This is a genomic window from Tessaracoccus sp. OS52 (assembly GCF_020687685.1).
In the GTDB taxonomy this organism is placed as follows: Bacteria; Actinomycetota; Actinomycetes; order Propionibacteriales; family Propionibacteriaceae; genus Arachnia.
The window spans coordinates 1538625-1562482 of record NZ_JAJEWM010000001.1 but is presented as its reverse complement, the minus strand read 5'-3'; the positions used below and the strand labels follow the sequence as shown (position 1 = coordinate 1562482).

Here is a 23858-nt window from a genome sequence, read left to right as displayed (position 1 = left end):
CCCGCCAACGTATCGCCGCTCGGTGATCATTGAATGGGGAGGGGGCTGATCCGGCCTTCGGCCGCAGCGAAGCCGTGCGTCTGCTGACGGTGCGGACGCCGCGCGTTGTCGGGGTCCGGGTCTAGGGTTATCCCATGGTGACCTGGCAGCTCACGATCGATGCGAACGACCCGGCAACGATGGCGCGGTTCTGGGGGCCGGTCCTTGGGTACGTGCCCCAGCCGCCGCCCGAGGGATTCGACTCCTGGCTCGCCTACTACCAGTCCGTGGTGCCCGAGGAGGACCTCGGTGGGGACCCGGACGACTATGTCGACCGGCTCATCGACCCGGACGGCGAGGGCCCCAGGATCTGGTTCCAGCCGGTGCCGGAGAAGAAGACGGTCAAGACGCGGTTCCACTTCGACGTCTTCGTGGCGGACCGGTCCGCCCCAATGGAGGAGATCATCGCGGCTGTGGACGCGAAGGTGGCCGAACTCGTCAGCCGCGGCGCCACCGTCGACCATCGGGTCCGAACGGACACCGAGACCCTCCAGCGGTACTCCGTCGTCATGCACGACCCGGAAGGCAACGAGTTCTGCGTCGCGTGAGTCGATGCCGCGACGAGTTGGCCGCGTCTTCCTGTTCGATCCGGGAAGCAGCCAAGCTGGTCACGTCAGCCCGACTCAATCCGCCCGGCCGGTCTGGCCAAGCTTTCGACGGTAGATCCTCATTGCCGCGAAGTAGGTCACCACGAGGATGCCGGCGCACCAGGCCAGCGCAATCCAGATCTCGCCCCCGATCGGTTGCTGCGTGAGGAGGTCACGGATCGTGTTCGCGATCGAGGTCACCGGCTGGTGCTCCGCGAACCAGCGCACCGGGCCGGGCATGGTCTCGGTGGGGACGAAGGCTGAGCTGATGAAGGGCAGGAAGATCAACGGGTATGAGAAGGCACTTGCGCCGTCCACGGTCTTCGCAGACAGGCCCGCGATGACTGCGAGCCAAGTCAGGGCGAGGGTGAACAGGCCGAGGATGCCGACCACCGCCAGCCAGTACTGGGTCGTGAGCAACACCGTCGTGCCCCCGGCGGCGAGTTCCCTCACGGCCCGCCACACGTCGAGCCGCCCTTGCGGGTCCAGCCCGGTCGTGGGCTCGTCGAGGAAGATGACGGGAGGGTCCCCGATCAGGCTCATGGCGATGTCGAGGCGGCGGCGCATGCCTCCCGAATATGTCGACACGGGCCGGGGTGCGGCGTCGGCCAGCCCGAATCGTTGCAGCAGGTCGTCGGCGATCGCGCCCGGATTCTCGAGGTGCCGTAGGCGGGCCACCAGCACGAGGTTCTCCCGGCCGGTCAGGACGTCGTCGACTGCCGCGAACTGGCCCGTCAGGCTGATCGACTGGCGGACCTCGCCGGCCTGGGTGGCGACGTCGAAGCCGTTGACACTGGCGGCACCGGCGTCGGCCGCGAGCAAGGTTGAGAGGATCTTCACGACCGTCGTCTTGCCCGCCCCGTTCGATCCGAGCAGGGCGAATATGCTGCCGCGTGCCACGTCGAAGTCGACGCCACGCAACACGTGGAGGTCCTTGTAGGACCGCTGAAGGCCCCTGACCCTGACCGCGGTATCCGTGCTCACCTCGACCCACCCCCCTCCGCGTCCTCGATCGCCTTGACCAGGCGCGCGCGTTCCCTGTCGATCCATTGCTTGCCGCTGTAGGCCTGCACGAACGTCTCGGCGAACTCGACGGGGTCCTCGCCGACGATCTCGCGCACAGGCGTGCCATCCACAGCCGCCCGCTCCCACAGCTCGACCAGGTCGCCCATCATCGTGATGAGGGTGTCGCCGTCGGTGACGCCGCCATAGTAGGTGAAGTACCGTTGCAGCGCCTTCGCGACGGTGCCATAGGGCTCAGGGAGCGCCTCCAGGCGTGCCTTGAACTGCTTGTAGCGCCGCTTCTGCTCCAGCGGGCCCGTCAGGGCCTCGATCCAGTTGCTCATCGTGTTTCCTCTCCTTCATGGAGCTGCTCGATGCGTTCCGCGAGGAAGCTCCAGGCCCTCCAGAACTCGTCAAGTTGTTCGCGCCCTTGCGCGTTGATCGAATACACCTTGCGGGGTGGGCCCTTCTCCGAGGGCACCTTCTGCACGTCCACGTAGCCGCGCTGCTCGATGCGGACCAGCAGTGCGTAGACGGTGCCCTCCACGAGATCGGTGAAGCCCCTGTCCCGCAGGCGCGCGGTGATCTCGTAGCCGTAGGCGGGCCGCCGTTCGAGAAGGGCCAGAACGATGCCCTCGAGGGTGCCCTTCAGCAACTCTGTCATCTGGTTCGCCACGTCTTGCTCCGTCTATGCTGTGTCACTGACTACCAGTAGACAGTAACACTGACTACTGGTACTTGGCAACACTGAATAGCGACGAGTTCGCCGCGTGGCGTCAGTCGGAGCCAGAGGGCGTCGCTACCCCTGGGGGCCGCCTCGCTTCAAGGGTGGCTGACGTGGCGGAGGCGATCAGGAGGATGGCCGGCGGCTGGAAGTTGACTCCCAGGCCGAGACCTATCACCAGACTCCAGAGCAGCATCGTCACGGCTGCGATCCAAGCGAGGAGGATCGCATGGCGTGTCCGAGGGGCGAGGAAGGTGATCAACGCGCACGCGAGCGGGATGCCCACCAGCACCAGAGCGAAGGAACCGCTGTCCTGCCAGGCGGGGCCGACCGCCACGGCTGCCACCACCAAGGTCAGGAGAACGGCCACCAGTTGCAGGGTGCGCGCCACCCGGGTGCCCTTCCTGCGACTCCTGAGCCACAGCGCAAGCGAGGCCATCACCGCAACCCACACAGCAACGAACATGACAGCAATCAACGGCACGGCCATTCCTCCTCAATAATCAGTTGCCCAGCAATGTCCCACGGCGAGTCCCGGACACGGCCGGAAAAGTTATCCGCCAAAGCGCCACATGACCGACCGGAGAGGCAATGATGATCCCCATGATCGGAATCATGCCCAGTGCAGGGACGCAAAAGGTCACTATCAGTCGGTTGGTGCTGGGGAGTTCCCTGATGCTGTTCATGGAACTGGCCCTCATTCGCTGGCTCGGCTCGAACGTGGTGCACCTGTCCTACTTCTCCAACTTCGTACTTCTCGGATCCTTCCTCGGCATCGGGCTCGGCTTCCTCATAGCGCGCAAGCCGTGGTCCGTCATTCCGATCACGCCGCTACTGCTGGCACTCCTCGTCGTCATCGTCTGGGCGTTCCCGGTCACGATCGACCGTGGGGGCGCCAACATCATCTACTTCACATCCTTGGAAACCGCCGGACCACCCGCCTGGCTCGTGCTTCCCATCATCTTCCTGCTGGTGGCCGCCATCCTCGCCGGCCCCGCGGAAGTCGTGGGACGCTGCTTCGCCGAACTGGACAACCTCAACGCCTATCGCTGGGACCTCATCGGCTCACTGGCCGGCATAGCCGCCTTCACGGCACTGTCGTTCGCGCGTGCACCGTCCGTGGTGTGGGGGTTGCTCGTGGCCGTGGCGTTGGTGCTGCTTTCCGATTCTCGGCGTCGCCTGGTCGCAGGGTTCGCGGGCCTGCTCATCGTGGGCACCCTGCTGCTCGAAACCCTGACGCCGGGGGTCTCCTGGTCGCCCTACTACAAGGTTGAGGGCACCGATGTCGGTCAATCCGCCGACGGCAAGCCGCTGTACCTCATCACCGTGAACGGCATCCCCCACCAGGTCATGGGGTCGGCCGAGTTCAAGCTCAACGAGGCCGAGGACCTCTACAAGACGCCCTACGAGCGCATGGCTGCCGACGTTCCCGAGAGCGTCCTGATCATCGGCGCGGGCTCGGGCTCCGATGTCGCGATCGCGCTCGCGCAGGGCGCCACGAGCGTGGATGCGGTCGACATCGACCCCCGCATCATGGAGATCGGTGCAGAACTGAATCCTGACCAGCCCTATTCCGACGAGAGGGTGAGCGCCTACGTCGACGACGGGCGCGCCTTCCTGGAATCCACGGACAAGAAGTACGACCTCATCCTGTTCGCCCTTCCCGACTCCCTGGCGCTGGTGAGCGGTGCCTCCCAGATCCGGCTCGAGTCGTTCCTGTTCACCGAGGAGGCGCTCGCGTCCGCGCGGTCCAAGCTCACCGACGACGGCGTGTTCTCGATGTACAACTACTACCGCGAGCCTTGGCTCATAGACAGGTTGGGGGGCATCGCTCAGGAGGCCTTTGGGCATGCTCCGTGTGTCGACCTGCTTGGCGGTGCCCAGGCCGTCGTGACCGTCGCCAAGGATCCGGCCCACCAGGACTGCGGATCCGACAACCATGTGCTGCCGGCCGACCGTATCGACCCGCCCACCGACAACGCTCCCTTCCTCTACTTCCGTGGTGGCGGGATCCCCGCGGTCTACCTCTGGACGCTCGCCGGGATTCTGCTGCTCTCAGCGGCCATGGTCCGCGGTCTGGGAGGCCCGTTCCGGACGATGCGCCCCTACGCGGATCTATTCCTCATGGGAGTTGCGTTCATGCTGCTCCAGACGAAGTACATCGCGACGTTCGCCCTGCTGTTCGGCACCACCTGGTTCGTCAACGCGCTGGTCTTCGGTGGAGTCCTGCTCATCGTCCTCCTCGCGGTGGAGACCACCCGACGATGGCGCACTCCTGGAATCCAGTGGCTCTTCGGCGGCATCGTCGCCTCCTTGGCGGTGGCCTACGTGGTCACCCCGGAGTCGTTGCTCACCCTGCCCGGCCCCCTACGGGTGGCGGTGGCGGTGGCGCTGGCCTTCGCACCGATCTTCCTGGCCAACGTCGCCTTTGCCAAACGCTTCGCGGCCTCGGACAACTCGCGCTCCGCTTTCGGGCTCAATCTGCTGGGTGCGCTGGTGGGAGGCTGTCTGGAGTACGCCGCGCTCGTGACCGGCTACAGCAACCTGCTGATTCTGGTGCTCGTGATCTACTTGCTGGCCTTCGCACTGGCCCCGCGCCGGAACGGACACATCATCGCGGCGTGATCCAGTCGGACCGCGAGCACGCTGGTGTTGGCACGTCAGGAGTGATGGGCTTCCATGCCGGCGAATCCTTGGTGCATCCCGGGGTTGTGTGTCCCGTCGAAGCCCATCTCGCCCTGGGCCATCATGCGGACGTGGTCGGCGAATTCGCGGCCGCTCATCTCGGAAGCTCCCGCGGAGGTGGCGGTCATCGCAGCGATGGCTAGGGCTGTCGCGGTCATCGCTGTGATCCAGCGCATCTTGATCATGATGGTCTCCTTCATCCACGCCGGTGCGTCCGGCAGTTGAGACCATTGTGACTCGGGGACGTATGGATCTTACGAACGATCGCTTACCAATCCGTCAAGAAGTGGACTGGCATACCGGCCACCGCCTCGTGGGTTCGGCGAGTCGCCCCGGGAATCCAAAAAGCCCCCAGTCGGCCAGCAAATCAATGGCAAACCGGGGACTTCAGGATTGTGTCCGAGAGAGGACTTGAACCTCCACGCCCTTTACGGGCACTAGCACCTCAAGCTAGCGCGTCTACCTATTCCGCCACCCGGACAGGGTGTGTTCCACTGGGGAACGCGACAACGAACGATAGCAGGTGCCGCCTGCTGCCCACAATTCAGCGACGAGCGGGGGCGCACTCAGGCGCGGTGGCCGTTGGCGCCGCCCGAGACGTCGTCCAGTGCGGAAACGATGGGGGTCACAAGCTGCTTGGTCTCGGTGTCCAGAAGCTCGGACAGCTGGGCCCTCGTCCGGGGCCCGACGAGCGCGCAGGCCACCTGGGGGGCGTCGCGGACCCACAGCAGCGCCACCTGCGACGGCGTGAGCCCGAGGCCCTCCGCGGCCTTCGCAACGGCGTCGACGACGGCGCGCGACCGGGGCTGCAGGTACGGCTCGAGGAACCATGCGAAGTGGTCCGCGGCGGCGCGCGAGTCCCGGGGGATCCCTGTGCGGTACTTGCCGGTCAGCGCCCCGCGTCCGAGCGCCGACCAGGCCAGGAGCCCAAGCCCGTGATGGCGGGCCGCGCCGATCACCTCCACCTCCGCGCGCCGGGCCAGCAGGGAGTACTCCACCTGCACCGACGCCAGCGGCACGCGGTTGGCGTCGGCCTTCTGCCAGGTGGCTGCGGTGGCGACCTGCCAACCGACGAAGTTCGAGACACCCACGTAGCGGGCTAGCCCACGGGAGACGGCGGAGTCCATGGCCGACAGGGTTTCCTCGAGCGGGGCGTCTCCCCAGGCGTGCACCTGCCAGAGGTCGACGTGGTCGGTGTTCATGCGTCGCAGTGACTGCTCGAGGTCGTTCAGCATCGCGGCGCGCGAGGTGTCGACGACCCGTTTGCCGTCGCGGATCACGAAGCCGCCCTTGGTGGCCACCACCAGCTCATCGCGGGGGAGACCGCCGGCGAAGAGCTTGCCGAGCATCTTCTCCGCGACGCCACCCCCGTAGGCGGGGGCGGTGTCGATGAGGTTGCCACCGGCGTCGACGAAGTCGGCGACGAGGCCACGCACCTCGTCCCATTGGACGTCGCGCCCCCAGGCCATGGTGCCCAGCCCGAGGGGCGACACCCGCAGGCCGGAGTTCCCCAGCGGTCTCAGATCCATCCCGTCAGCCTAGGTCGCCTGCAGGACACCGGTGAGCAGCAGGGTGGCGACAACGGCTGCCAGCCCGAGGCGGTAGTAGACGAACCCGCGGAAACTGTGGGTGGCGATGTACCTGATGAGCCACGCAATCACGGCGTACCCGACGTGGAACGCGAGGACGGTCGCGACGATCGTCGGGCCCCACGCGGTGGAACCCTCGCCGATGTCCTTGAGCTTGTACAGGCCGGAGCCGAACACCGCCGGGATGGCCAGCAGGAAGGCGTACCGGGTGGCGGCTTCGCGGGTGTAACCCATGTACAGGCCGGCGGAGATCGTCGCTCCAGAGCGGGAGACGCCCGGGATGAGGGCGGCTGCCTGGAACAGGCCGAAAAGCAGTCCGTGTCCCCAGCTCAGTTCCTTCAACTCACGAGTGTTGGACTCGCCGGCCCGGTCTGCAAAGAACAGGATGACGGCGACGCCGGCGAGCATCGCGACGGTGATCCACAGGTTGCGCAGCGTCGAGTCGATGGCGTCCTGGAACAGCAGGCCGAGCACGACGATCGGGACGGAGCCGATGATCACCAGCCAGCCCATTCTCACGTCCGGATCCGCCCGGTCTTCCTTGCCGACCAGTGCCAGGCACCACTTCCTTATGATGCGCACGATGTCTGACCAGAAGTAGACGAGCACGGCCGTCTCCGTGCCGAGCTGGGTGACGGCAGTGAAGGCGGCACCCGGGTCACGCCCTTCGAACAGGAGCTGGCCCACGATCGAGACGTGGGCACTGGATGAGATCGGGAGGAACTCGGTCAGCCCCTGCACGATGCCAAGGACTATCGCCTCGAACCAACCCATGGATGCGGCTCCCTTCGCCAATGTATGCGAGGGCTACTGTAGACCGCTACGCCGCCGTCATGCCGACTACCGTTGGCCCCATGACCAAACTCGTCCTGATCCGCCACGGCCGCTCCAGCGCCAACGCCCAAGGTGTGCTCGCAGGGCGGGCCGAGGGTGTCGAACTGGACCAGACCGGGATCGACCAGGCCCGGAAGCTGGGGGAGCTCCTCCGGCAGGTTGAGCTGGCAGGCAGCTACCGCTCGCCGATCCTGCGCTGCGAGCAGACCGCCGTCGCCATGGGACTGGCCGATTCGGTCGTAGTTGACGGGCTGACCGAGTGCGACTACGGGGAATGGACCAACCGCCCCCTTGGAGAGCTGACGCAGGAGTCGCTGTGGGCGACCATCCAGACCGCTCCGTCGCAGGTCCGGTTCCCGGGAGGGGAGTCCATGACCGAGATGCGGGACCGGTCCGTGGCCGCGGCGGCCGAGATCGTCGACGGGCACCCCGGGGACGCGACGGTGGTCGTCGTCAGCCACGGCGACCCGATCAAGGCCATCCTCTCCGACGCTCTGCGCCAGGACTTCGACGACTTCCAGCGGCTCGGCGTGGCCCCGGCCTCCGTCAGCATCGTCGACTACGCACCCGAGCGGCCGCCGTTCGTCGTTTGCATCAACGCCTTCGCGGACGTCGCTGCGCTCCTGGTCTCCAGGACTGCGCCCGTTGTGGGTGGGGGCGACGCCCCGGAGAAGTAGGCTGGGGCCATGTGCCGAAACATCAGACCACTGCACAATTTCGAGCCGCATGCCACCTCCGAGGAGGTGCAGGCCGCAGCGCTCCAGTACGTCCGCAAGGTCAGCGGCATGAACAAGCCCTCGGCCGCGAATCAGGAGGTCTTCGACCGCGCCGTCGCGGAGGTTGCGCATGCCACGATGCACCTGCTGGAGGACCTGGTGACCGCGGCCCCGCCGAAGGACCGTGACGTCGAGGCACTCAAGGCCAAGGCGCGCAGCGCCAAGCGCTTCCCGGCGACGGCATAGGCTCGGCGCATGCTGCTGGAGTTCCCACACCCGGACCGCTGCGTCGTCGGCACAGTCGGCGAGCCCGGCAACCGCCTGTTCATCATCCAGGTGTCGCAGGGCGGCACCTTGGTGGCGGTGGCCGCGGAGAAACAACAGGTCCAGATGCTCGGCCGCAGGATCGGGGAGATCCTGGACCAGCTCCAATCCCTGGGCAGGGCCGACGCGGAGGCGGAGGAGCCCACCGACCTCGGTCCGCTCGACGCTCCGCTGGAGGTCGAGTTCCGGGTTGGTGCCATCGGCCTTGCCTGGGACGCCGCGCGCAGCGCCATCCAGCTCGAGCTGTTCTCTGTCGACCTCGGGGAGGAAGCTCCCGACGACGAGACCCACAACGTCCTGGTGCAGATCTGGCTGACGCCCCGGATGGCCCGCGAGTTCTCGCTCCGGTCAGAGGTGATCGTCGCCTCCGGCAGGCCGGCCTGTCCGTTCTGCAGCCAGCCCATCGAACCCGGCGGCCACATCTGCCCGCGCTCCAACGGCTACCGGGGACCGCTGTTCTGATGCCGCCCCCCGGCCCGGTCGGTGAGCTCGACGTGGTCGGGCGGCTCACCGAGGCCTCGAACGCCACCTTCCTCACCCGCGACGACGCGGGAGTCCTGTGGGTCTACAAGCCTGTGGCAGGCGAGCGTCCGCTGTGGGACTTCCCGCAGCACACCCTCGGCCGTCGGGAGGTGGCGACGCATCTCCTGAGCGCCCACTTCCACTTCGACGTCGTCCCCCTGACTCTGTGGCACGAAGGCCCGGCGGGGGAGGGTTCCGTGCAGCGCTGGGTGGAGGGTGACATCACCGACCTGGTGGACCTGGTCCGCCCCGAGTCCCTCGACGAGACCTGGCTGCCCGTGGTCAGCGGGGTTGACGGGGAAGACAAGCCCATCGTGCTGGTGCACCGCGATTCCCCGGCCCTGCGCCGCGTCTGCTTGTTCGACCTCGTGGTCAACAACGCCGACCGCAAGGCCGGCCACCTCATCAGCGACGGGTCCCGGCTGTTCGGCGTCGATCACGGAGTCTGCCTGCACGAGGAGGACAAGCACCGCACGGTGCTGTGGGGCTTCGCCGGTCACGAACTCGACGACGACGAGCGCAGACTGCTGGGCCACGTCGCCACGCTCGACCTGCCGGTCCCGGAAGGCCTGACCGGGCAGGAGTGGGAGGCCGTCGCCGGCCGGGCCGAGTGGTTGCTGGAGGTCGGCTCGTTCCCCGGACCGTCGGGGCGCTGGCCCGCCATCCCGTGGCCCCCGTGGTGAGGCCCCCCGCTCCGAGACGGTAGGTTTGGACCCATGTACGCGTGGGCCCCCGTTGACGTTCCGTTGCTACCGCCGTCCGAGGGCGTCCCGGACAGGCTGTCCCTCTTCGACACCGCCACCGGCGGGCCCGTGGCCGTCGAGCCCGGCACAGCGTCCGCCCGGATGTACGTCTGCGGCATCACACCCTACGACGCCACCCATCTGGGCCACGCCAACACGTACGTGGCCTTCGACCTGGTGAACCGCGTCTGGCGCGACCTGGGCCTCCAGGTGAGCTACACCCAGAACGTCACCGACGTCGACGACCCACTGCTGGAACGCGCTCAGCAGACGGGCCAGGACTGGGAGGAACTGGCCGCGGACCAGATCGAGCTGTTCCGGGGCGACATGGAGGACCTGCGCGTCATTCCGCCAGACCACTACATCGGTGCCGTCGAGTCCATCGCGTGCGTCATCGACCTGGTCAACCGGCTCGTCCCGTCTGGCCTGGTCTACCAGGTGGCCGACGAAGCCCACCCGGACTGGTACTTCGACGTGACCCGCGCGCCCGGTTTCGGCGACATCAGCCACCTCGACGAGCAGGAGATGGTGCGCGTCTTCGCCGAACGCGGTGGCGACCCGGACCGGCCCGGCAAGCGGCACCCGCTCGACTGCCTGCTGTGGCGCTTCGCGCGCGACGGCGAGCCCAGCTGGGAGTCGCCGCTGGGCGCCGGCCGCCCGGGCTGGCACATCGAGTGCACCGCGATCGCGCTCAAGTACCTCGGCTCGGCGTTCGACGTCCAGGGCGGCGGCTCGGACCTCGTTTTCCCGCACCATGAGATGTGCGCCGCGGAGGCCATCGTCGCGACGGCGGGGGAGCCGCTGGCCAACGCCTACGTGCACACCGGCATGGTGGCGCTGCACGGCGAGAAGATGAGCAAGTCCAAGGGCAACCTGGAACTCGTCAGCCGGTTGCGGCACGGCGGTGCGGACCCGATGGCGATCCGCCTGGCGCTCCTGGACCGCCACTACCGCGCCGACTGGGAATGGACGCCCGAGCAACTGGAGCAGGCCAACGAGCGGCTGACCAACTGGCGCAGCGTCCTCAACAACCGGGTCGCCATGCCCGCCGCGGAGACGATCGCCGCCATGCGCAAGGCCCTGCGCGACGACCTCGACGCGCCGGGCGCGCTGGCCGCCGTCGACACGTGGGTGGCAGCCAGCCTTTCGGTGGACTCCGACGAGACCGAAGCCGTGGACCAGATGGTCACGGCGATCGATGCCCTGCTGGGCATCCGACTCTGAGGAACTCCCCAGTGCGAGTAGGCTGCCAGCCGTGAAGTCCTTCGAACAACTCTTCGAACAGCTGACCGAGACCGCCCGCACCCGGCCGGAGGGGTCCTCCACGGTGGCCCGCCTCGACAAGGGTGTCCACCACATCGGCAAGAAGGTGGTCGAGGAGGCGGCGGAGGTGTGGATGGCCGCTGAGTACGAGACCAAGGACCAGGCCGCCGAGGAGATCAGCCAGCTGCTCTACCACCTGCAGGTGATGATGCTGGCCCTGGACCTGGAACTCGAAGACGTCTACCGCCACCTGTGAGCAAGCAAGGACAACTGATGACTGAAGAACGCCTTCTCAAGGTGGCTGTGCCCAACAAGGGCGCGCTCGCCGAGGCCGCCGCCGACATGCTGCGCGCCGCCGGATACCGACAGCGCACCGACTCAAAGGACCTCACGCTGATCGACGTCGACCACAACGTCGAGTTCTACTACCTGCGTCCCCGCGACATCGCGGTCTACGTCGGCGAAGGTCATCTGGACCTCGGGATCACGGGCCGCGACATGCTGCTGGACTCCGGCGCCCACGCCACCGAACTGATGAACCTCGGATTCGGCGGCAGCCGCTTCCGGTTCGCGGCCGTCGGGGGCAGCGGCACGACGGTGGACACGCTCGACGGCAAGCGCATCGCCACCTCCTACCCGGGGCTGTTGCAGGCCTGGCTCGACGAGCGGGGCATCCAGGCTTCCCTCATCAAGCTCGACGGCGCAGTCGAGTCCGCCATCCGGCTGGGAGTGGCCGACGTCGTGGCGGACGTCGTCGACACCGGCACCACCCTGCGTCGAGCGGGTCTCGAGATGTTCGGCGAGCCCATCTGCGAGTCGGAGGCCGTGCTGATCCGTCGGACCAGCGGTGAGGAGCCCTTCGGCCTGGACTCGTTGCGCACCCGGCTTGAGAGCGTGCTCGTGGCCCACAACTTCCTGATGATGGACTACAACGTCGAGGCCTCCAACCTCGACGCCACCACCGCCCTGGCCAGCGGCGTGAACGGTCCGACGGTGTCCCAGCTGGCCAAGGACGGCTGGCTCGCCGTGCGGGTCCTGGTCCCGAAGAAGGGCGCCCACATGCTGATGGACGAACTGTTCGACGTCGGCGCCCGCGGCATCCTGCTCACCGAGCTGAGGTCGTGCAGACTGTGAGCGAAGCCACCCCCGTCGATCCCGACGAGACCCCGATGCCAGCGGCACGCGAGGTGCCCGCCCGGCTCAGCTTCACCAGCGTCACGGTGCTGCTCACCTCGGTGGTGCTGTCGGTGGTGCTGCTGGTCTCGGCAATGTGGGGCTGGTATGCGATCGGGGCCTCCGTGCGCTCGCAGATCACCGCGCTGCAGGCCGGCACACTGCTGTTCTTCCTCGTCTTCATGATCGGCTTCATGCTGTCGCTCGGCTACTCGCGGCTGTGGGCCGACGAGGACGGCGTCACCATCCGCAACGGCCCGGTGCTGCGCAAGTTCCGCATCGACGAGATCGCGGGCTTGCGGCTGCGGCAGGGAGATGCCTGGGCCTACCTGCTCATCAAGCACGACGGCGGGGTGAAGCGGCGGGCGGTGCTGGCGATCCAGTCGCTCGAGGGTGCCAACGCCAAGTCGAAGATGCGCCAGCTCCGCCACTGGTTGAAGGCGAACGGCGCCAACTCCCAGGGCGTGACCCTGGAGCAGGAGCCGGACCAGCCCTGAGTCACATGATGCCGCGCTTGCGCAGCAGTGCCTCGATCTCCGCGTCTTCGGGATCCAACGCGGAATCCTTGCCGCCCTTGGCGGTGGGCTTCGCCGCCGTCGCCGAGGCCGCCGGCTGCGGCTTCCCGGTCGTCACGGCCTGCTGCTGAGCGGGCCTGCCGGTCACCTTGGGTTCGGCGGAAGGGGTCGCGGTCTGCGCCTGTCGGGGCCGGGGCCTGGACTTGATGAACCCTGCTATCACCAGCAGGACCACGCCGGCGCCAAGGAGCCCGGCTCCCCAGGACATGGTGTCGTCCCAGACGGTGCGCTGCGCCCAGTCGATGATGCTCAGGACACCGTTGTAGATGAGTCGCATCAGTCCGGTCAGGTAGAGACCCAGGGGGATGAGCACCAGACCGATTCCGGCCACCAGGGACTTCGGGTTGCGGTGCCGGGCGAACAGGCCGGCGGTGATTGCCGCGATGACGGTCATGAGGCAGATGGTGATGAACAGGGCGGCTTCCATGCCACCAGCTTTGCACACGCCCACGGCGCTGTCGGTCACGGGCGCTAGGGTTTCGCCCATGCCGGCCTCCATCACCGCAGCCCAGGCCCGCCGCATCGCGCTGGCCGCGCAGGGCTTCGCAGACCCGCGACCAGCGTCGGGGCGGGTCACCATGCGCCATCTCCAGCGGGTGATCGACCAGGTGCAGGTCATCCAGATAGACAGTGTCAACGTGGTGGCGCGCAGCCAGTACCTGCCCTTCTTCTCCAGGCTCGGGCCCTATGACACCGCACTGCTGGACCGCGCCCGTGACGGCGCCGGCCCGCGTGCGAAGGGCGGTCGCCGGCTGGTGGAGGTCTGGGCCCACGTCGCCAGCCTGGTGCCGCCCGAGACCTGGCCCTACCTGGAGTACCGGCGCGAACGCGCGGTCCACGAGACGTGGGGCAGGCGCGTGCTCGTCGAACATCCCGGAGTGCTCGAGACGGTCCGAGAGGTGGTGACCCGACAGGGGCCCATCACCGCGCGCGAGGTCGACGCCGTCATCGAGCACGGCGTCGAGCGCACGCGTGAGAACTGGGGCTGGAACTGGTCCTTGGTGAAGGAGTGCCTGGAGTATCTGTTCTGGGCGGGTGAGATCGTCAGCGCGGGACGCAACACCCAGTTCGAGCGCCGCTACGCGGACCCGGCGTTCGTGCTCAGCCGTGAGCTGCTCGAGCACAAGCCGGACCCGGAGACCTCTGCTGTGGAGCTGATGCGGCGCTCCGTCCGGGCCCACGGGATCGGCACCGTCGCGGACCTGCGGGACTACTTCCGGATGCCGGTGGCCATGGCGGGACCGGCGCTGGCCGAACTCGTCAGGCTCGGTGAGGTGGAACAGGTCACCGTCGAGGGCTGGGACAAGCCCGCCTTCCTCGACGTGGCGGCCCGCCGTCCCCGTGCCGTCAAGGCCCGGGCGCTGCTCAGTCCGTTCGACTCACTCGTCTGGGAGCGTGCACGAACAGAGCGCTTGTTCAAGTTCCGGTACCGGATCGAGATCTACGTGCCCGAGCCCAAGCGCGTCTTCGGCTACTACGTCCTGCCCTTCCTGTGGGGGGACCGCCTCGTCGGGCGGGTGGACCTCAAGGCGGACCGGGCAGCAGGTGCGCTGTTGGTGCGACGGGTGCACCTCGAACCAGATGCGACGCCCGGGTCGCGCGAGGCGCTGGCGGCGGAGCTGCGGGAGCTGGCCGACTGGCTCCAACTGGGTCGCGTGGAGGAGTGCGGCTAACCTCGTCGACATGGACCGACTCTCCAGACTCGCCCAACCCAGCGCCCGCTTCGACGGCGACCGTGGCGAGGCGGACCCGATCACGCGTGCCGCCATCGCGGCGGCCGGCGACCACGTCGGCTACATCCGCGCGCTCGTCGCGCTGTGCACCACGCGTCTGATGATGCCGGTGGTGGCCGCTGGCGACGAGACCATGACCCAGGACCCCGATCGGCAGGCCGAGCTCGCTGCCGTGACGCTCACCGACGGCACCGACACCGCGTTGCTGGCCTTCACCGGAATCGACGCAATGGAGGCCTGGCAGCCCGGCGCCCGCCCGGTGCTGTGCCACCTCGACGAACTGGCGGCCACCGTCGAGCCATCCGGCGCCACTCAGCTGCTGATCGACGTGGCGGGACCGGTGCCGTTCGTGCTGGCGGGCGAGGCCCTGTCGCTGATCGCCCAGGGCTACCGCGCCGTCGAGTTCGAGGGTGGGGAGTTCGCCTGGGTCAGGCCCGGCGACCAGTCGTCGGGGGAGTGATGCCCGGAGGATTTTGGTCAGCAGGAGGCGTGAGGTAGGATTGTGTGCTGTTGAGATCTGTCTCTGGGCGGATCCGTTCCAAGTGGAGGCCTGACCTCCCACCCGCGTGGCCGAGGCTGCCGGGTCGGTAGGAGCACGACGATGGGCTTGCTGCCCAATCGGTCGTGCCGTCAGGCCTTCGCATGTGCGGAGGCCTTCTGGCATTTCGAGGCAAATTTCCAACTAGGCCCCTGGAGGACCCATCAGCACTGAACCGCGCATCAACGATCGCATCCGAGTACCAGAAGTACGGCTCGTCGGGCCGAACGGCGAGCAGGTCGGCATTGTTCGCGTCGAGGACGCCCTGCGTCTGGCGGCGGAGAACGATCTCGATCTGGTTGAAGTGGCACCGCAGGCCCGTCCTCCGGTGTGCAAGTTGATGGACTACGGCAAGTTCAAGTACGAGGCTGCGCAGAAGGCTCGCGACGCCCGCAAGAACCAGACCAACACCATCACCAAGGAGATGAAGCTCCGCCTGAAGATTGACCAGCACGACTACGAGACCAAGAAGGGTCACGTCGTGCGGTTCCTCAAGGGCGGGGACAAGGTGAAGATCACCATCATGTTCCGTGGCCGCGAGCAGTCGCGTCCGGAACTTGGCATCGAGTTGCTCAAGCGCCTCGCGGCCGACGTCGCCGAGTACGGTTACGTCGAGTCCTCGCCGAAGCAGGATGGCCGCAACATGCTGATGGTGCTCGGCCCCGCCAAGAAGAAGACCGAGGCCAAGGTGGAGGCCGCGGTTGACCGTGACCGCCGGATGGCAGAGCGCAAGGCGGCGGCGGAAGCCGAACGGGTGGCGGAGGCGGAGGCGCGTGCCGCGGCGGCCGGCACCCAGACGCCGACGAAGAAGAAGCGTGGTCCCGCAGACAACATGGACCCAGACATCGACCTGTGACCGGGTCGTTTCAAACCGGAAAGAAAGCGAGACACACATGCCGAAGATGAAGACGCATTCGGGTGCCAAGAAGCGGTTCAAGGTGACCGGATCGGGCAAGATCCGTCACCGCCAGGCCAACCTCGGCCACCTCAACGCCCACAAGTCCTCGACGCGCCTGCGTCGACTCAAGGGCACCAAGGAAATGGCACCGGCGGACGTGGCCCAGGCCAAGAAGCTGCTCGGCTCCAACAAGGGCCGCTGAACCCACACCCGTAAACCGCCGGGTGTGAGATCCGGCCTGCAAAGAGGAGATATGACATGGCACGCGTCAAGCGTTCTGTGAATGCGCACAAGAAGCGCCGCGAAATTCTTGAGATGGCCTCGGGTTACCGTGGCCAGCGTTCCCGCCTGTACCGCAAGGCCAAGGAGCAGGTCCTCCACTCGATGACCTACGCCTACCGCGACCGTCGGGCCAAGAAGGGCGACTTCCGTCGCCTGTGGATCCAGCGCATCAACGCCGCTGCCCGCGCCGAGGGAATGACCTACAACCGCTTCATCAGCGGACTGCACAATGCCGGCGTCGAGGTGGATCGCAAGATCCTCGCCGAACTCGCCGTCAACGACCTCGCAGCCTTCCAGGCACTGGTGGTCATCGCCAAGGACAACCAGCCCGAAGCCGCTGCTGCCTGAGGTGAATCAGACCTTCGAACCGAACGCAGTGCCTGACCTCCCGGTCGGCGCACTGCGTTCGTTTCGTCGTCTGACCAGCCGCAGGGGACGCGACCTCGCGGACAAGTTCCTCGTCGAGGGTCGGCAGGCAGTTCGAGAGGCCCTGTCGATGCCAGGGGTGGTCCAGGAGGTCGTCGTCGACGATCCCGCCAGGCATCAGGACCTCTTGGAGGGCCGTCCCGTCCAGGTGTGGCACGCCACCGAGCAGCAGATGCGTCTGCTCAGCGACACCGTCACCCCCCAGGGCATCGTTGCGGTGTGCCGCAGGCTCAGTTCGTCGCTGGAGGAACTGGACGACGCGATGCTCGTGGTGATCTGCGCCCAGGTGCGGGATCCGGGCAACGCCGGCACCGTCATCCGATGCGCCGACGCCTTCGGGGCCGACGGCGTGATCCTGACCACCGGTTCCGTCGAGGTCCACAACCCCAAGACGGTCCGCTCAACGGTGGGCAGCCTGTTCCACCTGCCGATCGTCACCGGCCTGACGCTGGCTGAGGCCGTCGCGCACGTCAAGTCCATGGGGATGCAGGTGCTCGCAGCCGACGGCGGGGGCGTCGAACTCGACCTGCTGGCCGCTGCGGGGGAGCTCTCCGGACCCACCGCGTGGATCATGGGGAACGAGGCCTGGGGACTGCCCGCCGAGGACGCAGAACTGGCGGATCGAGTGGTGGCCGTGCCAATGTGGGGGGCGGCCGAGAGCCTGAACCTCTCCAGCGCGGCGGCCATCTGCCTTTACCAGACAGCCTCGGCACAACGCCGGGGCGCACACAAGTGAGGAGTGCCCATGTCCGGGCCGAATGACAACTTCGATCCCAAGCGTGTAGCCGCGCTGGACCCGGCAGTCGTCAACGGTTTCGTCGAGGCAGCCCTTGCAGCCGTCGCCGCCGCCACCACGACAGCCGAGCTCAAGCAGGCGCGCTCCGAGCACGTCGGGGAACGCTCCCCGCTGGCGCTGGCGAACCGCGAGATCGGGGCCCTGCCCCCCGCCGCGCGCAAGGAGGCAGGCGCCCGAGTCGGCACGGCCCGCGGGCAGGTGAACCAGGCCATCGCGGCCCGCCAGGATGAACTCGCCTCCGCGGAGCTGGCGCGAGCGCTCGTGGACGAGCGCGTGGACATGACCCTTCCGGTGCGACTCGCCCCGCAGGGAGCCGTCCACCCTGTAACGGCGATGATCGACGAGATCTGCGACGTCTTCGTCGCCATGGGCTGGGAAGTGGCCGAAGGCCCCGAGCTCGAGGCGGAATGGTACAACTTCGACGCGCTGAACCTCGGCCCCGACCATCCTTCACGCGGCGAGCAGGACACTCTCTGGGTGGAGCCTGCCACCGCGGGCAAGCTGCTGCGCACCCAGACCTCCCCCGTCCAGGCCCGCGCCATGCTGACCCGCGATCTGCCCCTCTACATCGTGAGTCCCGGCAAGGTGTTCCGAGCCGACGAGTACGACGCCACCCACCTTCCGGTGTTCCACCAGCTGGAGGGGCTGGTGGTGGACAAGGGCATCTCCATGGCGGACCTGCGCGGCACCCTGGACCACCTCGCCAAGGCGATGTTCGGGGACGTGACAACCCGCATGCGGCCGCACTACTTCCCCTTCACCGAACCGTCCGCCGAGGTGGACCTGGAGTGCTACGTGTGCCATGGCGCCTCCGTGGGCAATCCCGACGCACCCTGCCGCACCTGCAAGAGCGAGGGGTGGATCGAGTGGGGTGGCTGCGGCGTGGTCAACCCGCGCGTCCTGCGCGCCTGCGGGATCGACCCGGAGGTCTACTCCGGCTTCGCCTTCGGCATGGGCATCGACCGCACGGTCATGTTCCGCAACAACGCCCCCGACCTGCGTGACTTCGTCGAGGGCGACATCCGCTTCAGCCGATCCCTGCTTGGAGGTGCCCGATGAAGGCCCCGATTTCCTGGCTGCGCGAGCTCGTCGAGCTGCCCGCCGATTCCGACACCGCAGCCATTGCCGCACGCTTCACCGGCCTCGGCTTCACTGTCGAGCACATCATCTCCACGGCTCCCGACATCACCGGTCCCCTGGTGATCGGCCGCGTGCTGTCCTACAACGACGAGCCTCAGAAGAACGGCAAGACCATCCGCTACTGCCGCGTCGACGTCGGGGAGGAACTGAACGACCCGGCCGACGATCAGTTCCCCGCCTCGCGCGGGATCGTCTGCGGCGCCCACAACTTCGCCGTCGGCGACCTTGTCGTGGTCGTCCTGCCGGGCGCCGTCCTGCCCGGCGACTTCCAGATCTCGGCACGCAAGACCTACGGCCACATCTCCGACGGCATGATCTGCTCCGAGCGCGAACTGGGGCTCGGTGACGACCACGACGGGATCATCGTCCTGGACCCCGGCACTGGGGCTACCCCGGGTGACAACGCCCTGGACCTGCTCTGGAGCTCCGACGAGGTCCTCGACATCGACGTCACCCCCGACCTCAGCCACGGGTTGTCCATGCGCGGTCTGGCGCGGGAGGCCGCGGCGGCGGCAGGCGTCGGGTTCGCCGATCCCTATGGTGAGCCGATGCCGGAGACCAGCGAGGCCGGCTACCCGGTGGTGCTGGAGTCCGAAAGGGCCGTCAACTTCGTCGCGCTGACCATCGAGGGCTTCGATCCCGGGGCGGCCTCGCCCAAGGTGATCGTGGACCGGCTCCTGGCCAGCGGCGTGCGCTCCATCTCGCTCCCGGTCGACGTGACCAACTACGTGATGCTGGAATCCGGGCAGCCCCTGCACGCCTACGACGCGGCCAGGCTCCAGGGCCCCATCCGGGTGCGTCAGGCGCGCGACGGCGAGAAGCTGCGCACCCTCGACGGAGCCGAGCGGGACCTCGTCGCCGACGACCTGCTCATCACCGACGACTCCGGCCCCATCGGCCTGGCCGGCGTCATGGGCGGCGAGTTGACCGAGGTCACCCCGACCACGACCGCCATCGTCCTGGAGGCGGCACACTTCGACGCAGCCAGCGTCTCGCGCACGTTCCGCCGTCACGGATTGTTCTCCGAGGCCTCCAAGCGGTTCGAGCGCACCGTGGACCCTGCGGTTCCGTACGCGGCCGCGCGTCGCGCAGCAGAATTGCTCGTGCAGCACGGTGGCGGGCGGATCCGGGAGGAGATCACGGTCGTCGGCCGGGTGCCCGAAAAGCACCGGCTCAACCTGCGGGCAGGGCTGGTCCCCGCCATCCTGGGAGCGGAGGTCCCGCCCGCGGAGACCATCCGGATTCTCCTGGGAGCCGGGCTTGCGGTCACGGCGCTCGGCGACTCGCTGAGCCTTGTCGTGCCGACCTGGCGGCCGGACCTCCGGGACCCCTACGACATCGTCGAGGAGGTGGGACGGAAGTTCGGCTACGACAAGATCGGCAAGCGCATCCCCTCGCCGCCCCCGGGCCGTGGCCTGACGCGACGGCAGAAGGGTCGTCGCCGCGTGGTTGAGGCTGTCGCGGCCCTCGGCTTCACGGAGGTCCTCAGCCTCCCGTTCGTCTCCGCCGACGACATCGACCACCTCGGCCTGGCCGCCGACGACCCGCGCCGGCGGGTAGTGCGGATCGCCAACCCGCTCGACGACACCCACCCGTACCTTCGCACCAGCCTGCTGCCCGGGCTGTTCAAGGCCATCGCCAAGAACACCTCCCGCAGCATCGACGACCTGGCCCTGTTCGAGCGCGGCTCGGGCTGGTACGACTTCGGCACGCCTGACGCCCCGCGCCCCGACGTGGCCCAGCGCCCCTCCGATGACGAGATCGCCGCCCTGGACGCCGCGCTCCCAACGCAGCCGGAGACCCTGGCCGCGGTCGTTACCGGCAACTGGACCCCCGCCGGCTGGAACACCAAGGCTGTCCCCGCCGACTGGCGACACGTGGTCGCATTCGCCGAGACGGCTGCCGAGGCACTGGGGCTGGGGCTCAGCCGCGCCAACGAGGACCAGGCGATGCCATGGCATCCCGGCAGGTGCGCACGGTTGTCCGTGGGGGACCAGGTCCTCGGCTTCGCCGGGGAGCTGCATCCAGAAGTGGTGCGGGCCTTCGGCCTGCCTGAGCGGACGTGCGCTGTGGAGTTCAACCTGGGCGACCTGCTCGCCGCCGCTCCGCATGGCGGCAACATCCGCTCGCTGTCCCCGTTCCCGGTCGCCAAGGAGGACGTGGCCCTGATCGTGGATGAGGACGTGGCCTCGGCCGACGTCCAGGCCGCCCTGGCAGAAGGTGCCGGGGAACTGCTGGAGTCGGTGGCGCTGTTCGACGTCTACCACGGCGACCAGATCCCGGAGGGCAAGAAGTCACTGGCTTTCGCGTTGCGTTTCCGGGCTGACCGGACCCTCAAGGACGCGGAGGCAGCGACGGCGAGGGATGCCGCGGTGGCCGTCGCCGCAGAGCGTTTCGGGGCCGTCCAGCGGGCTTGATCCAGACCGGTACGGGCTAGGGTGGAACCATGACGCGACCGCCCCAGCCACCGACGTCGGATCTTGAGCACTCCGCGGTGCTGCCGCAGGGCGACGCGCTCCGGGTGATGGGTCACCCGGAGGTGATGGACGTCGTCACCGACGCCCACACCTTCTCCAGCGCCGTCTCGCGGTTCCTGCAGATCCCCAACGGGCTGGACGGTCAGGAGCACGCCAAGGCGCGGGCCATCCTTGATGAGTACTTCACCGAGCCCCGGATGATGGCCCTGGAGCCCTCCTGCAGGGAGGTGGCGCGGGCGCTGGTCGCCGAGCTGCCGCGTGGGCAGGCCGTCGACGTGGTGCCCGGCCTTGGCACCCAGTACGCGGTGCGGGCCATGCTGAGGTGGCTGGGCTGGCCGTCTGAGCTGGAGCTGGAACTCGTGGACTGGGTGGCCAGCAACGCCGAGGCCTCGCGCTCCGGGGAACTCGAGCGCACCAGGATCGTGGCGCAGCAGTTCGACGACATCATCAGCTCGGTCATCACGCCGCGTCTGGACCGGTTGGACCAGCCGCCCGTGGACGTGACCGACGAACTGCTGCGCGAACGCGTCGATGACCGCCTGCTGACGCACGACGAGTTGGTCTCCATCCTGCGGAACTGGACCGGGGGAGACCTCGGCTCGCTGGCGCTGTGCGTGGGCGTGGTGCTGCACCTCATCGCCGCGGACCCCGAGATCGAGGCCGACGTGCGCTCCCGTCGCCGGGACCCGGATGCGCTCGGGCGTGCCATCGACGAACTGCTGCGAATCGACGACCCCTTCGTGTCCAACCGGCGCAGGGCAACCGTGGACACCGAGTTGGCCGGCTGCCCCATCCACGCCGGGGACCGCGTGTTCGTCGACTGGACCAACGCCAACCGGGACCCGCGCGTCTTCCCCGAGCCCGACCGGTACGCGCCGGAGACCCACGCCTCGCACAACCTCGTCTACGGTGCGGGGCCGCACGTGTGCCCGGGTCGACCGCTGGCGACGCTGGAACTGCGGGTGCTCCTGGAGGAAGTGCTCGACGCCACCTCCGACCTCACCCTGGAGGGGGCGCCACCCGGGACGCGGGCCCAGCGGCCGCTGGGTGGCTGGTCCAGCGCACCCGTGGTGCTCCGCTGATCCGCAGGCGTCAGTACGCTGTCTGGCGTGACCCACATCACGCGTTACGCGCAGCCGCCGTCCCTCGCTGAGCCGGAGGTCTGGCCCATTCGCGCCGAGACGGAGATCTGGGGTGCGGTGCACATCGAGAAGATCGGCACCGACGACGTCTCCGAGAGCGTCGGGATGCGCTACCTCAAGGGGATGCACCCCGACCACCACACAATGATCCGTCTGGTCGCGAGCGACGTCGCCCGGCCGCAGGGCGTCGGTGACAGCGTGGGCATCGCCACGATCGGGCTGCCGCAAAAAGACAACCGCGACATCGCCGACCTGAGCGTTGCCGTCCGGCGCGAAAGGCGGGGCGAGGGCATCGGCGCAGCCCTGTTCGAGACCGCCCTCCGCGTGGCGCAGGAGCACGCCCGCACCAAGCTGTTCGCCTTCACCCTGGAGCCCTGGAACCCGCCGCCGGGTGCACGGCTGCTGGAGGCCAGGACCGGGGAAGGAGCCATCGACGCCGCGGGCCGCGAGTCGGTGTTCCTGACAGAACGCGGATTCGAGCTCAACCAGGTAGAACGGATCTCACGCCTCACCCTGCCCGCCGAGGACGACCTGGTGCGCCTGCGGGACGAGGTCAAGGCCCGCACCTCGGCTGACTACGAGTGCATCACCGTGCCCGGCCCGACGCCGGAGGAGTTCCTCGAGGACGCCGTGGCGCTGCGCGTGGCCATGAGTACCGACGTGCCCATGGGGGAGGTGGAGGTGGAGCCCGAGGCCTGGGACACCGGCATGATCCGGGTCCGCGACGCCGACCTGGAACTGGCGGACCGCGAGCAGTTGCAGACCTTCGTCCGGCACGTCCCCACCGGCCGTCTGGTCGGTTTCACACGACTGTTCAGGGACCGGGGGGTGGAGCACCTCGCGCACCAGTGGGAGACCTTGGTGGTCTCCGCGCACCGGGGGCACGGCCTCGGCCTGCTGTGCAAGGCCACCAACCACGCCGCCATACCGGGACAGTGGCCAGGAGTCCGTCAGCTCTCAACGGGCAATGCTTCGGAGAACCGCCACATGCTTGCCATCAACGCCGCGCTCGGCTACGAGCCGGACTTCAAGGTGGGCTTCTGGGTGGCGCAGCCATGACCGGCACCGTGGAGGGTCACAGTGGCCCTGACAACTGAAGCAATCGTCGGCGCCGCCCTCGACATCCTCGACGAGTTCGGCTTGGCGGACCTCACGATGCGTCGCGTGGGAGCGGCGCTCGACGTGAAGGCCGGGGCCTTGTACTGGCACTTCCCGAACAAGCAGACCCTGCTCGCTGCCGTCGCCGACGAGGTACTTCACGGACTCGACGCGCCGGAGGGTGAGGGCGCATGGTCGGTTTGGCTCACCGACTGGGCCGAGGCCCTGCGTGCGCGCCTGCTGTCCCACCGCGACGCCGCCGAACTGGTTGCGTCCACGCAGGCGATGGGGCTGGGCAGGATCGACCCCTGCGCCGCGGGCCGTATGGTCCTGGCGGAAGCCGGTCTCGACGCGGACTCAGCCGATGCGACGATGCAGGCCCTCCTCCACCTCGTGCTCGGCCACGTCGTGGAGGAACAGACGCAGTCCCAGCTCGCCGCTCTCGGGGTGATCGAGCCGGGGGACCCGGACCGTGCCTCACACCACTTCCACGTAGGCGTCCGCCTCCTCATAGACGGGGTTGGAATACTTATTCGGCCTGTGGCATAGTTT

General features: G+C 68.0%; 29 protein-coding genes and 1 tRNA gene. 21 read left to right on the top strand and 9 right to left on the bottom strand.

Features of this window, described 5'->3' with window-relative positions:
• Positions 1 to 134 precede the first annotated feature (134 nt).
• A complete protein-coding gene (locus LKO27_RS07350; protein WP_227736600.1) occupies positions 135 to 587 on the top strand; it encodes a VOC family protein in 453 nt (150 codons plus the stop codon).
• Between the two features lie 75 nt (positions 588 to 662).
• Here the strand turns inward: LKO27_RS07350 and LKO27_RS07345 are convergent, their stop codons facing one another.
• The 4 genes from LKO27_RS07345 to LKO27_RS07330 form a co-directional block, all read right to left on the bottom strand.
• Positions 663 to 1610 (bottom strand): ATP-binding cassette domain-containing protein, encoded by a 948-nt coding sequence (locus LKO27_RS07345; protein ID WP_227736598.1) that lies wholly within the window; start codon positions 1608 to 1610, stop codon positions 663 to 665.
• Positions 1607 to 1972 (bottom strand): DUF1048 domain-containing protein, encoded by a 366-nt coding sequence (locus LKO27_RS07340; RefSeq protein ID WP_227736596.1) that lies wholly within the window; start codon positions 1970 to 1972, stop codon positions 1607 to 1609. The genes LKO27_RS07345 and LKO27_RS07340 overlap by 4 nt, the downstream gene beginning before the upstream one ends.
• Positions 1969 to 2292, bottom strand: coding sequence for a PadR family transcriptional regulator (locus LKO27_RS07335; protein WP_227736595.1), 324 nt, complete (start codon positions 2290 to 2292; stop codon positions 1969 to 1971). The genes LKO27_RS07340 and LKO27_RS07335 overlap by 4 nt, the downstream gene beginning before the upstream one ends.
• 112 nt (positions 2293 to 2404) lie before the next feature.
• Positions 2405 to 2836 (bottom strand): hypothetical protein, encoded by a 432-nt coding sequence (locus LKO27_RS07330; protein WP_227736592.1) that lies wholly within the window; start codon positions 2834 to 2836, stop codon positions 2405 to 2407.
• A gap of 119 nt (positions 2837 to 2955) precedes the next feature.
• Here LKO27_RS07330 and LKO27_RS07325 point away from each other — a divergent pair, with 119 nt between their 5' ends.
• Entirely contained in the window at positions 2956 to 4977 is a 2022-nt protein-coding gene (locus LKO27_RS07325; RefSeq protein ID WP_227736589.1) for a spermidine synthase, read from the top strand.
• Between the two features lie 35 nt (positions 4978 to 5012).
• On the opposite strand, the gene LKO27_RS07320 is transcribed toward LKO27_RS07325, so the two are convergent.
• From LKO27_RS07320 to LKO27_RS07305, 4 genes are all read right to left on the bottom strand, one after another.
• Positions 5013 to 5222, bottom strand: coding sequence for a hypothetical protein (locus LKO27_RS07320; protein ID WP_227736587.1), 210 nt, complete (start codon positions 5220 to 5222; stop codon positions 5013 to 5015).
• A 211-nt stretch (positions 5223 to 5433) separates the two neighbouring features.
• Positions 5434 to 5518, bottom strand: a tRNA-Leu gene (locus LKO27_RS07315).
• An 85-nt stretch (positions 5519 to 5603) separates the two neighbouring features.
• On the bottom strand, positions 5604 to 6566 hold the full coding sequence (locus LKO27_RS07310; protein ID WP_227736585.1) for an aldo/keto reductase: 963 nt from the start codon (positions 6564 to 6566) through the stop codon (positions 5604 to 5606).
• Between the two features lie 9 nt (positions 6567 to 6575).
• Positions 6576 to 7400, bottom strand: coding sequence for an undecaprenyl-diphosphate phosphatase (locus tag LKO27_RS07305; RefSeq protein ID WP_227736583.1), 825 nt, complete (start codon positions 7398 to 7400; stop codon positions 6576 to 6578).
• A gap of 80 nt (positions 7401 to 7480) precedes the next feature.
• Here LKO27_RS07305 and LKO27_RS07300 point away from each other — a divergent pair, with 80 nt between their 5' ends.
• Genes LKO27_RS07300 through LKO27_RS15555 form a run of 8 tightly spaced genes read left to right on the top strand, consistent with a single transcriptional unit; the run spans position 7481 to position 12698 of the window.
• Positions 7481 to 8137: a histidine phosphatase family protein gene (locus LKO27_RS07300; RefSeq protein WP_227736581.1), complete on the top strand. Its 657-nt coding sequence runs from the start codon at positions 7481 to 7483 to the stop codon at positions 8135 to 8137.
• A 9-nt stretch (positions 8138 to 8146) separates the two neighbouring features.
• Complete coding sequence (locus LKO27_RS07295; protein ID WP_227736579.1) at positions 8147 to 8422, top strand: DUF2277 domain-containing protein; 276 nt, start codon at positions 8147 to 8149, stop codon at positions 8420 to 8422.
• A gap of 9 nt (positions 8423 to 8431) precedes the next feature.
• Complete coding sequence (locus tag LKO27_RS07290; protein ID WP_227736577.1) at positions 8432 to 8962, top strand: DUF3090 domain-containing protein; 531 nt, start codon at positions 8432 to 8434, stop codon at positions 8960 to 8962.
• Positions 8962 to 9705 (top strand): SCO1664 family protein, encoded by a 744-nt coding sequence (locus LKO27_RS07285; RefSeq protein WP_227736575.1) that lies wholly within the window; start codon positions 8962 to 8964, stop codon positions 9703 to 9705. The genes LKO27_RS07290 and LKO27_RS07285 overlap by 1 nt, the downstream gene beginning before the upstream one ends.
• 33 nt (positions 9706 to 9738) lie before the next feature.
• Positions 9739 to 10989 carry a cysteine--1-D-myo-inosityl 2-amino-2-deoxy-alpha-D-glucopyranoside ligase gene (gene mshC, locus LKO27_RS07280; RefSeq protein ID WP_227736573.1) on the top strand — a complete coding sequence of 417 codons (1251 nt, stop codon included), beginning with the start codon at positions 9739 to 9741 and terminating at the stop codon, positions 10987 to 10989.
• 31 nt (positions 10990 to 11020) lie between these two features.
• Positions 11021 to 11284: a phosphoribosyl-ATP diphosphatase gene (locus tag LKO27_RS07275; protein WP_227736571.1), complete on the top strand. Its 264-nt coding sequence runs from the start codon at positions 11021 to 11023 to the stop codon at positions 11282 to 11284.
• A gap of 17 nt (positions 11285 to 11301) precedes the next feature.
• Positions 11302 to 12162, top strand: coding sequence for an ATP phosphoribosyltransferase (gene hisG / locus LKO27_RS07270; protein WP_227736569.1), 861 nt, complete (start codon positions 11302 to 11304; stop codon positions 12160 to 12162).
• Complete coding sequence (locus LKO27_RS15555) at positions 12150 to 12698, top strand: PH domain-containing protein (RefSeq protein WP_227736567.1); 549 nt, start codon at positions 12150 to 12152, stop codon at positions 12696 to 12698. Before hisG ends, LKO27_RS15555 begins: the two co-directional genes overlap by 13 nt.
• A 1-nt stretch (position 12699) precedes the next feature.
• Here the strand turns inward: LKO27_RS15555 and LKO27_RS07260 are convergent, their stop codons facing one another.
• Positions 12700 to 13263: a hypothetical protein gene (locus tag LKO27_RS07260; RefSeq protein WP_227736564.1), complete on the bottom strand. Its 564-nt coding sequence runs from the start codon at positions 13261 to 13263 to the stop codon at positions 12700 to 12702.
• Here LKO27_RS07260 and LKO27_RS07255 point away from each other — a divergent pair.
• From LKO27_RS07255 to LKO27_RS07205, 11 genes are all read left to right on the top strand, one after another.
• A complete protein-coding gene (locus LKO27_RS07255; protein WP_227736563.1) occupies positions 13262 to 14449 on the top strand; it encodes a winged helix-turn-helix domain-containing protein in 1188 nt (395 codons plus the stop codon). The genes LKO27_RS07260 and LKO27_RS07255 overlap by 2 nt on opposite strands.
• Before the next feature lie 10 nt (positions 14450 to 14459).
• Positions 14460 to 14969, top strand: coding sequence for an SseB family protein (locus LKO27_RS07250; protein ID WP_227736561.1), 510 nt, complete (start codon positions 14460 to 14462; stop codon positions 14967 to 14969).
• A 241-nt stretch (positions 14970 to 15210) separates the two neighbouring features.
• Positions 15211 to 15903: a translation initiation factor IF-3 gene (gene infC / locus LKO27_RS07245; RefSeq protein WP_227737243.1), complete on the top strand. Its 693-nt coding sequence runs from the start codon at positions 15211 to 15213 to the stop codon at positions 15901 to 15903.
• A gap of 37 nt (positions 15904 to 15940) precedes the next feature.
• Positions 15941 to 16147 (top strand): 50S ribosomal protein L35, encoded by a 207-nt coding sequence (gene rpmI, locus LKO27_RS07240; protein WP_227736559.1) that lies wholly within the window; start codon positions 15941 to 15943, stop codon positions 16145 to 16147.
• A 56-nt stretch (positions 16148 to 16203) separates the two neighbouring features.
• On the top strand, positions 16204 to 16575 hold the full coding sequence (rplT, locus tag LKO27_RS07235; RefSeq protein WP_227736557.1) for a 50S ribosomal protein L20: 372 nt from the start codon (positions 16204 to 16206) through the stop codon (positions 16573 to 16575).
• Positions 16576 to 16603: 28 nt separating this feature from the next.
• Entirely contained in the window at positions 16604 to 17389 is a 786-nt protein-coding gene (locus LKO27_RS07230; protein ID WP_227736555.1) for an RNA methyltransferase, read from the top strand.
• Between the two features lie 9 nt (positions 17390 to 17398).
• Entirely contained in the window at positions 17399 to 18508 is a 1110-nt protein-coding gene (gene pheS, locus LKO27_RS07225) for a phenylalanine--tRNA ligase subunit alpha (RefSeq protein ID WP_227736553.1), read from the top strand.
• A complete protein-coding gene (gene pheT, locus LKO27_RS07220) occupies positions 18505 to 21006 on the top strand; it encodes a phenylalanine--tRNA ligase subunit beta (protein WP_227736552.1) in 2502 nt (833 codons plus the stop codon). The genes pheS and pheT overlap by 4 nt, the downstream gene beginning before the upstream one ends.
• A 29-nt stretch (positions 21007 to 21035) precedes the next feature.
• Positions 21036 to 22148 (top strand): cytochrome P450, encoded by a 1113-nt coding sequence (locus tag LKO27_RS07215; RefSeq protein WP_227736550.1) that lies wholly within the window; start codon positions 21036 to 21038, stop codon positions 22146 to 22148.
• 27 nt (positions 22149 to 22175) lie between these two features.
• Entirely contained in the window at positions 22176 to 23267 is a 1092-nt protein-coding gene (locus tag LKO27_RS07210; RefSeq protein WP_227736548.1) for a GNAT family N-acetyltransferase, read from the top strand.
• A gap of 21 nt (positions 23268 to 23288) precedes the next feature.
• On the top strand, positions 23289 to 23855 hold the full coding sequence (locus LKO27_RS07205; RefSeq protein WP_227736546.1) for a TetR family transcriptional regulator: 567 nt from the start codon (positions 23289 to 23291) through the stop codon (positions 23853 to 23855).
• Positions 23856 to 23858 lie beyond the last annotated feature (3 nt).

Excerpts from the sequence above, each read along its gene's own strand:
- LKO27_RS07305 (WP_227736583.1), bottom strand. The coding sequence starts at position 7,400 with ATGGGTTGGTTCGAGGCGATAGTCCTTGGCATCGTGCAGGGGCTGACC.
- mshC (WP_227736573.1), top strand. The coding sequence starts at position 9,739 with ATGTACGCGTGGGCCCCCGTTGACGTTCCGTTGCTACCGCCGTCCGAG.
- pheS (WP_227736553.1), top strand. The coding sequence starts at position 17,399 with ATGTCCGGGCCGAATGACAACTTCGATCCCAAGCGTGTAGCCGCGCTG.
- LKO27_RS07260 (WP_227736564.1), bottom strand. The coding sequence starts at position 13,263 with ATGGGCGAAACCCTAGCGCCCGTGACCGACAGCGCCGTGGGCGTGTGC.
- LKO27_RS07340 (WP_227736596.1), bottom strand. The coding sequence starts at position 1,972 with ATGAGCAACTGGATCGAGGCCCTGACGGGCCCGCTGGAGCAGAAGCGG.
- LKO27_RS07285 (WP_227736575.1), top strand. The coding sequence starts at position 8,962 with ATGCCGCCCCCCGGCCCGGTCGGTGAGCTCGACGTGGTCGGGCGGCTC.
- rplT (WP_227736557.1), top strand. The coding sequence starts at position 16,204 with ATGGCACGCGTCAAGCGTTCTGTGAATGCGCACAAGAAGCGCCGCGAA.
- LKO27_RS07310 (WP_227736585.1), bottom strand. The coding sequence starts at position 6,566 with ATGGATCTGAGACCGCTGGGGAACTCCGGCCTGCGGGTGTCGCCCCTC.
- LKO27_RS07325 (WP_227736589.1), top strand. The coding sequence starts at position 2,956 with ATGATCGGAATCATGCCCAGTGCAGGGACGCAAAAGGTCACTATCAGT.
- LKO27_RS07215 (WP_227736550.1), top strand. The coding sequence starts at position 21,036 with ATGACGCGACCGCCCCAGCCACCGACGTCGGATCTTGAGCACTCCGCG.
- LKO27_RS07350 (WP_227736600.1), top strand. The coding sequence starts at position 135 with ATGGTGACCTGGCAGCTCACGATCGATGCGAACGACCCGGCAACGATG.
- LKO27_RS07295 (WP_227736579.1), top strand. The coding sequence starts at position 8,147 with ATGTGCCGAAACATCAGACCACTGCACAATTTCGAGCCGCATGCCACC.
- LKO27_RS07290 (WP_227736577.1), top strand. The coding sequence starts at position 8,432 with ATGCTGCTGGAGTTCCCACACCCGGACCGCTGCGTCGTCGGCACAGTC.
- LKO27_RS07335 (WP_227736595.1), bottom strand. The coding sequence starts at position 2,292 with ATGACAGAGTTGCTGAAGGGCACCCTCGAGGGCATCGTTCTGGCCCTT.
- LKO27_RS07250 (WP_227736561.1), top strand. The coding sequence starts at position 14,460 with ATGGACCGACTCTCCAGACTCGCCCAACCCAGCGCCCGCTTCGACGGC.
- rpmI (WP_227736559.1), top strand. The coding sequence starts at position 15,941 with ATGCCGAAGATGAAGACGCATTCGGGTGCCAAGAAGCGGTTCAAGGTG.
- hisG (WP_227736569.1), top strand. The coding sequence starts at position 11,302 with ATGACTGAAGAACGCCTTCTCAAGGTGGCTGTGCCCAACAAGGGCGCG.
- LKO27_RS07300 (WP_227736581.1), top strand. The coding sequence starts at position 7,481 with ATGACCAAACTCGTCCTGATCCGCCACGGCCGCTCCAGCGCCAACGCC.
- LKO27_RS07255 (WP_227736563.1), top strand. The coding sequence starts at position 13,262 with ATGCCGGCCTCCATCACCGCAGCCCAGGCCCGCCGCATCGCGCTGGCC.
- LKO27_RS07320 (WP_227736587.1), bottom strand. The coding sequence starts at position 5,222 with ATGATCAAGATGCGCTGGATCACAGCGATGACCGCGACAGCCCTAGCC.
- pheT (WP_227736552.1), top strand. The coding sequence starts at position 18,505 with ATGAAGGCCCCGATTTCCTGGCTGCGCGAGCTCGTCGAGCTGCCCGCC.